The 7947-nt window shown below is 74.1% G+C and carries 6 protein-coding genes; 3 read left to right on the top strand and 3 right to left on the bottom strand.

Annotated elements, in window-relative coordinates:
- Nucleotides 1–44: 44 nt before the first annotated feature.
- Nucleotides 45–836, bottom strand: coding sequence for an alpha/beta fold hydrolase (locus tag GUY60_RS30430; protein WP_161703628.1), 792 nt, complete (start codon nucleotides 834–836; stop codon nucleotides 45–47).
- 84 nt (nucleotides 837–920) lie between these two features.
- Here GUY60_RS30430 and GUY60_RS30435 point away from each other — a divergent pair, with 84 nt between their 5' ends.
- The 3 genes from GUY60_RS30435 (at nucleotide 921) to GUY60_RS30445 (ending at nucleotide 5702) form a co-directional block, all read left to right on the top strand.
- Nucleotides 921–2318 carry an aminotransferase-like domain-containing protein gene (locus GUY60_RS30435; RefSeq protein WP_312866487.1) on the top strand — a complete coding sequence of 466 codons (1398 nt, stop codon included), beginning with the start codon at nucleotides 921–923 and terminating at the stop codon, nucleotides 2316–2318.
- 243 nt (nucleotides 2319–2561) lie between these two features.
- Entirely contained in the window at nucleotides 2562–3650 is a 1089-nt protein-coding gene (locus GUY60_RS30440) for an endonuclease/exonuclease/phosphatase family protein (RefSeq protein ID WP_246235852.1), read from the top strand.
- A gap of 51 nt (nucleotides 3651–3701) precedes the next feature.
- Entirely contained in the window at nucleotides 3702–5702 is a 2001-nt protein-coding gene (locus GUY60_RS30445) for an FUSC family protein (RefSeq protein WP_161703631.1), read from the top strand.
- Nucleotides 5703–5762: 60 nt separating this feature from the next.
- On the opposite strand, the gene GUY60_RS30450 is transcribed toward GUY60_RS30445, so the two are convergent.
- Both GUY60_RS30450 and GUY60_RS30455 read right to left on the bottom strand, forming a co-directional pair.
- On the bottom strand, nucleotides 5763–7211 hold the full coding sequence (locus GUY60_RS30450; RefSeq protein ID WP_161703633.1) for a hypothetical protein: 1449 nt from the start codon (nucleotides 7209–7211) through the stop codon (nucleotides 5763–5765).
- A partial coding sequence (locus GUY60_RS30455) for a hypothetical protein (protein ID WP_161703635.1) occupies nucleotides 7208–7947 on the bottom strand: 740 nt, incomplete at its 5' end. The genes GUY60_RS30450 and GUY60_RS30455, both read right to left, overlap by 4 nt.

Raw genomic sequence — 7947 nt, forward strand, 5'->3', positions numbered from 1 at the left:
GGGACAGGGAAGGGGCAAGGGGCAGGGGCGAAGACGCGGGGGTGTCAGCGCGCGGACAGGAACGCCCGGAGCGCCGCGTTGAAGTCGTCGGGGCGTTCCAGGTTCGGCAGATGGGCCGCGCCGTCGATCACCCGGAGCGTGGCGTGCGGCAGAGCGGCGTGCATCGCGCGGGCCTCGTCGACCGGAGTGTACGTGTCCTCGGCGCCGACGACCACCAGGGCAGGGGCCATGAACCGGGCGAGCAGGGAACGGTAGTCGGGGCGTTCGGCCCGGCCGCGCAGGGCCGCCGCCGCGCCCTCCGGATCGGTGGCGCACATCATGCGGTGCACGTGTTCCTGGACCTCGGGGGCGGAGTGCGGGGCGACCATCCGGTGCAGGACCTCGTCGGCGTACCCCTTCATGCCCTCGCGCAGCAGCCGTTCCGCGAGCTCGCGGCGCCAGGTGCGGCCCTCGTCCGTCTCGGCCGCCGGGGAGGTGTCGGCGAGGACGAGGCCGACGATCCGCTCGCCGAAGAGTCGTACGCACTCCATGGCGATCTGGCCGCCCATGGAGAGCCCGCCGAGTACGAACTCGTGGACGCCGAGCCGGTCGAGGAGGGCCTCGATGTCGTGGGCGAAGGCGGCGAACGGGGTGGTGCCGGGGGCGACCGTCGAGCCGCCGTAGCCGCGCAGGTCCGGCGCGATCACGCGGAACTCGTCGTGGAGGGCGGCGAGTTGGGGTGCCCACATGGTGCGGTCGAAGGGGTGGCCGTGGACCAGGACCAGAGGGGTGCCGGTGGCGGGGCCGAGGTCGTCGTAGGCGATCGAGATTCCGTTGGGGAGGAGTGCGTCTGCCATGGTCAGGAGCGTAGGAGCGAGGCTACGGTCGGAGCAATGCATGGCTTTGTACTCGGAGCAATGTGGGAGTGGGGTGGGGACAGGGTGAAGGGTGCCGAGGGAGTGCGGGAGTTCCAGGACTTCCGGCGGATCGCCGATGCCGTGGCCGGGGAGATCGCGCGCGGGCGGCTGCGGCCCGGGGACCGGTTGCCGCCGCAGCGGCTGTTCGCGCGGCGGCGCCGGATCGCGCCGTCCACGGCGAGCCGGGTCTATGCCGAGCTGGTACGGCGGGGTCTTGTCGTCGGTGAGGTGGGGCGCGGCACGTTCGTCCGGGCGGTGCCGGAGCCGACGGGGCGGGCGCTGACCGAGCCGGCGGCCACGCCCGCCGAGGTGAACCTGGAGCTCAACTACCCGTTCGCGCCTGGCCAGTCGGAGCTGCTGAGCGCGAGCCTGGGGCCGTTGCTGCGGCCCGATGTGTTCGCGTCCGCCACTGGGACCGCGGCCGCGGCGGGCACACCGGGGGCGCGGGTGGGCGCGGCGGCGCTGCTCGCGCACGGTGGGTGGCGGCCCGCACCGGAGCAGGTGCTGTTCACCGGTACGGCACGGCAGGGCATCGCCGGGGCCCTGGCCGCGCTCGTCCCGCCCGGCGGCCGGGTCGGGGTGGAGGCGCTGACGTACCCCGTGGTGAAGGAGATCGCGGCCCGGCTGCACGTCACCCTGGTGCCGTTGGCCATGGACGAGCGGGGGATGCGGCCCGGGGCGGTGGCCGAGGCACACCGTTCGGCGCCGCTGAGCGCCCTGTACGTACAGCCGACGCTGCACAATCCGACGGGGACGACCATGCCGGACGGGCGGCGGCGTGAACTCGCGGCGGTGGTACGGGACTTGGACCTGCCGGTGGTGGAGGACCGGATCTGGTCGTTCCTGGGCCCGGAGGCGCCCGCGCCGTTCGCCGCGTACGCGCCCGAGCGCACCCATGTCGTCGACGGCCTGTCGAAGCGGCTCGCGCCCGGTCTGTCCGTCGGTTTCCTGGTCACGCCCGGGGCGGACGACGAGCGCACGGCGGCGGCGCTGCGCTCCGGTGGCTGGACGGCCGCGCGGTTCGCTCTGGAGGCCGCCACCCGCTGGCTGGCCGACGGCACCGCCGGCCGGCTCGCCGCCGCCAAGCGGGCCGACGCGGCTGCCCGGCACCGGCTGGTCGACACAGCCCTGGCGGGCCATGACATACGCACCGATCCGCACGCGTACTACGTCTGGTGGCGGCTGCCCGCGCCGTGGCGGGGCGAGACGTTCACCGCCGCGGCCGCCGCGCGCGGGATCGCGGTCACGCCGGGCGCGGCCTTCACGGTGGGGGCGACCACGGCACCGGACCTGGTGCGCGTCGGCCTCGCCTCACCGCCGCAGGACGTACTCGCGGCGGCGCTGCGGACGTTGGCGGAGGTGGCCGCCGACGGCCCGGCCCACCACACCGACGCAACCCTGCACCCCGGAACCCCCGTCTAACCCCTGTCGGACCCAGACCGCACTGACAGCGAACCGAGAGAGGCTCTCACCGTGGAGACACAGACGGAGGCAGAAGGGCGGGCCGGTGCCGGGTCCGGAGCGGGCCGTACCTCGGTCCTCCGACGGCTCCTCCCGCGCCGCACCGCCGAGCGACGCCCCCGCGAAACCGGCCCACTCGGCACCGACCCACGCCGCCCCGGCGCACGCCGCCCCACCGCGCTCCTCGCGCTCGGCGCGGCCGCCCTGCTCCTGGCCGGTGTCAGTGTCGTACTGCTGTGCCGGGCCCTGGACGTCGACGGTGTGACGCCGGTGCCGCAGTTGCTGGCGTTTCTGCCGTGGCTGCTCGTACCGGCGGGCGCGGGCCTGGCGTTCGCGGCGCTCGCGCGGTGGCGTACCGGAGTGGTGTGGGGTGTCCTAGCGCTCGCCGTGACCGGCTGGTTCTGCCGGCCGTACGGTGACGCGGCCGCGCCGGACGGGCCGGCGGCGGCACAGGTGCGGGTGCTCACGTCGAACGTCGAATACGGCGGCGCCACCGAGGAGTTGATCCGTGCGGTGGTGCGGGAGAAGCCGGACTTGGTCTTCGTCCAGGAGTGCGACCTGAGGTGTTCGGGCGCGTTGGAGAGACGGCTCGGCGAGCGGTTCCCGCACCGCAGCCTGGTGGAGGCGACCGGCGCCGAGGGGTCAGCGATCCTCAGCCGCTACCCGCTGCGGCGGACCGCCGGTGTCCGGGGCACGCTCGGGATGCCCGGAGCGGTGGCGGATGTCGAGGGCCACGCGGTACGGCTACAGCTCGCGCACCCGATGCCGCCCGTGCCCGGCGGGGTCGGCCTGTGGCGATCCGAACTGGACGGGCTGCGCGACGAGGCGGCAGGCGCGGGCGCGGGGGCGGAGGCCGCCACCGACAGGGACACAGCCACCGGCACGGACACACGAACCGACACCGACACCCGCACCCGCACCCGCACCGGCACCGGAAAAGCCACGGTCACACGAACCGACACCGGCACAGGAATCCGCACCGAGAGGAACCCCGGCACGGACCAACCGACCATCCTCGCCGGGGACTTCAACGCCGGGCAGGACCACGCCGCGTTCCGCCGCATCCTCGACACCGGGCTTCGCGACAGCACCCGGCTCGCGGGCGGGACGCGCACCCCGACGTGGCCCGCGTCAACGGCCCCGCCGTTGGGCACGCAGATCGACCACGTCCTGGTGAGCCGGCACTTCGCGGCGCGCGATGCCCGGTTCCTCGACCTGGCGCACACCGACCACCGTTCGCTGGTCGTCGACCTCACCCTGCACAGCACCTTGCACAGCGGAAAGGGCAGATAGCAGCACCGCAAGGGAGGGGCCGGTCGAGGGCGGCCCGAACATAATGGGCGTATGCCCCGAGAGTTCACGGCCGCCCGTCTCGCCCCGCCCGAGTGGCTGCTCCGGAGCCTCGGCCCGTTGAAGCCGAAGCCCGCGCCCATCCCCTGGCCGGCGGTGATGCGGGCGGCGATCGGGCTGACGCTGCCGTTGGCGGTCGGCCTCGCCACGGGGTATCCGGCGTACGGCGCGCTCGCCTCGATGGGCGCCCTGTCCGGGGTCATCGGGGACACGGCGACCGCGTACCGGATGCGGGTGTTCAACATCGCCGTGCCGCAGCTGTTCGGTGCCGTCGGCGTCACCCTGGGCACGCTGGTGTACGGGCACGGCTGGCTCGCGGTCGGCGTGGTCACGGCCATCGCGCTGATCTCCGGGATGATCTCCACGATCGGTGCGGTGGCCTCCGTATCGGGGTTGCTGCTGCTGCTCAACTCCGTGGTCGGCGCGGGCCTTCCGATGCCGGGCGCCTGGTGGCTGGCGCCGCTGTTGATGACCAGCGGCGGGCTGCTCGTCCTGACGCTCGCGCTGCTCGCCTGGCCGCTGCGGTCCGGGGTGCCGGAGCGGATCGCGGTCGCCGGGACCTACCGCACGGTGGCCGACCTGCTTGAGAAGGCAGGCACCGACCCGGACGCGTACGCCGCGGCGCGGCACGACGTCACGCAGTCCCTGAACCAGTCGTACGACCTGGTGCTCGCCCGGCGTACCCGGGACCAAGGGCGCAATGCCGACCTCGTACGGCTGCTCGCGCAGCTCAACGCGCTGATCCCGGTCGTCGAGGCGGCGCCCGCGGCGCAGCAGCGGGGGCGGCCGCTGCCGCCCGAAGTGCCCGCGGCGGTACGGGCGTTGGCGCAGGCGGTGGAGCGGGGCTTCACCGGGCCGGTCGAGCTGCGGCTGCCCGAGGGGCCGCAGGGTTCGGCGGAGCACGCGGTGGACGCGTCGATCCGGTATGCGGCGGAGGCGCTCGCGGACGCCGACCCGAGCAATGTCGACGACCGGCTCGGCCGCCCCGCCGCGCTGCGCGAGCGCGCCCGCCGCGCGGCCCGTAACGTCCTGCTGTCCGCGGCCTCCTGGCGGTACGGGCTGCGGCTCGCGCTGTGCATCGGGCTCGCGCAGTCGCTGGTGTCGCTCATCGAGGTGCCGCGTTCGTACTGGGTGGCGCTGACCATCACGTTCGTGATGAAGCCGGACTTCGGTTCGGTGTTCTCGCGGGCGGTGCTGCGCGCCATCGGCACGGCCGCGGGTCTGGTGCTCGCGGCGGCGGTGCTCTCCCAGGTGCCGCGCGGCTGGTGGGACGTGCCGGTGATGCTGGTGCTCGCGCCGATGATCCCGGCCCTGACGCCGCGTGGTTACGGGCACCAGACGGCGGCGATCACCCCGGTGATCCTGCTGCTCTCCGATGTCCTCAACCACCAGGGCGCGGCGCTGCTCGCGCCGCGCATGTACGACTCCCTGATCGGCTGCGGCATCGCTCTCGTCGCCGGGTATCTGCTGTGGCCGGAGAGCTGGGGCACCCGGATCGGGGACCGGCTCGCGGACGCGGTGGCGGACACGGCGCGGTATGTCGAGTGCGCGTTCCTCGACCCGGCGACGCCCGGCGTGCCGGACCAGGCGGGCCGGGCGCGGATGCGTCGCCGTATCTACCGCGACCTGTCCGTGGTCCGTACGGAGTTCCAGCGCGCCCTCACCGAACCCCCGCCCGTCGGCAAGCAGGCCGCCGCGTGGTGGCCGCTGGTCGTGGCCCTTGAGCGGGTCGTGGACGCGACGACCGCGGCCCGGGTCCGGATCCGGCACGGCGCGCCGCGGCCGGGCCCGGCCGAGTCGAAGGAACTCTCGCGTCAGCTGGAGCAACTGGCCGAGGACCTCAAGGAGTCCACGACCCGCCCCGCCCCGACGACGGGCTCGCACCGCGCCGAACCGTTGGACATGGACGACGACACGACGAGCCCGCTGGCCCAGTTGAGGCGGGAGATCGCGGCGGCACGGGCGGTCGCAGCACCGGCCGGGGAGGAGGCGTGACCACCACGCCCCCGAGGACCCGCCCCCTCAGCTCACCCGTTCAACTCACCCGTCGCCCCCTCAACTCACCCGTCGGCCGATCTCCAGATACGAGTGCTCCTCGTCCTCGGGGGAACGGCTGTCGGGCCGCGCGGCCAGGACGAACGGTCGGCCCGCGTCGTCGAGAGTGAACCGGGTGCGCTGACCTCCGGCGCCCCTGACGGTCACCTCGACCGTGAAGTGGAACACCAGGTCCGTGGGCCCGGTGGCGAAGACCCCGAAGAACATGGCGCCCGAGGCCGGGACGCCCGGCACGTCGCGGTACAGCCGCACCGGCTCGGCGGTGAGGACGGGCACCTCCGAGTCCTCGCGCCGGAGGTCGACGTCGGTCGACTCCCGGTCCGCGTTCATCCTGCGGGTCCAGGCGTCGGGGTAGCAGCCGTACCCCGTGGGTTCGGAGCCCGCGCGTTCCACCTTCGCCACACGCAGGCGTACGTCGGCGACCGTGCCCTCGGCGGTGCCCTCACCGGCGGCGGGGGAGGGCCCGGTGTCGGCGAACTCGACGCCGAACGTGTCGTATCCGGCCGGCCGGGCCCCGGCGCTCAGCAGGGCCGACTCCACCCGTGGGCAGACGGCGCCGGGGACGTCCATGTTGGCGGTGAGCGGCCCAACCCGCGGGACGTTCCGGTCCGCGACCATCCACAGCTCCTGGGAGTCGCGCGAGAGCAGCCGGCCGGCGCTCACCGAAAGGCTTCCCGAGGCACGCCCGCGGGTGGGCCGGCCGCGGACGAGGGCGATATCCGCGGCGCCGTACTTCTGCCCCTCGTCCTCGGCCGGGGTGCCGATCCGCCGCACCGGCGGGGCGAGAGTGAAGGGCCGCCCACCGTCGTCGATCCGTACGGTCCGCGGGACGCCGTCCTCCAGTACCTCCGCCTCGATCCACCACTCGCAGGAGCAGTCGGTGGTGCCGGCCTGGACGACTCCCCCGGTGACGCCGCCGGGCCGTACGTGGCGGCTCAGTTGGAGCGGCTTCGGATGCTCCACGCTCAGCTGTCCCCACCGGTCGAGCCGGCCGCCGAGCGGGTCGGCGGCGCCCACGCATTCGACGTCCCGCCCCTGCGGTGCGCGGATCGCGCGTCCCTCGACGAGGCGCAGCGACCGTACGAGTACCCGGCTGTCCGGCGGCGCGGCCAGGGTGAACGCGACCGTGGCCGTGCCCCTCGGCGTTGCGGACCGGGAGGTGGCCCAGGCGTGCAGGTCGGCGCAGCGCCCGCTCCCGAGCACCCGCTCGGGGACGGCGCCGCGCCCCGGCACGGTGGCCGACCAGGTGCTCGACCAAGTGGCGCCGCCCGTCACCGACTTGGCGTGCGCGGTGGTGCGCGCCAGCGCGGCGGGCCGCCCGGTCGGTCCGTCGCCCGGCCCACCGCCCGGCCCACTGTCCGCCTGCCGCAACTGCAGCACCGTGAGCAGGCCCGCCAGTACGACACCCGCGAGCAGGAACGAGAACAGGAAGACCCGGCGGCCGCTCATCGCCGCTTGCTCCACCCGTTCAGCGCGGCGTTGCACTGGTACTCGGCCCGGAGCGAGCCGGTGGCCGGGGACAGCACGAAGGGCTTGCCGGCCTGGTCCACGACGATCCGGCCCTTCTTCGTGCCCTGGGTGTACGACACGTCGATCACGTACGAGTAGGTGGCCGGGCCGTCCTCGACCTTGATGTCGAAGATCGCGGGCTCGTCCTGCTTCGCCAACTGCAGCTCGTTGGTGGGGTATTGGCCGACGAGGTCGTCGCCGTCGTACTCCTGGGCGGACTTGTTCGCGCTGCCGAGGTCGATCCGTACGCGGGCGATGCCCACCCCGCCCTGCGAACCGCCACACGCCAGCAACGTCCCCTCGCGTACCGGCTGTTCGTCGACCACCCGGGCGCGGACCTCGGTGACGGAGAGGGGCGCCTTCGAGAAGTTCATCAGGGTCAGCCTGATCCGCATCATCCCGGCGTGCGTCCCGCCGCCCTCGACCAGCCGGTCGAGCACCAACTCGGCGTCCCCGCGCTGCTGCCGCACATCCGCCGTGCCGAGCAGGCCGGGTACGCGCACGGCCCGCGTGTCCCGCGTCAGGTCCCACCAGACCTCGGACTCGGCGTGCATCCCCTTGGCACCGGGTACGGAGGGGCCGCTGCTGGCCCACATGTCGAAGTACAGGGTCACGAAGGCGGCGAGCAGCGCGCTCACGACAACCCCGAGCGCGGCGGCGAGCACGGTCTTCGCCC

The sequence above is a fragment of the Streptomyces boluensis genome (assembly GCF_009908195.1).
Lineage (GTDB): Bacteria > Actinomycetota > Actinomycetes > Streptomycetales > Streptomycetaceae > Streptomyces > Streptomyces boluensis.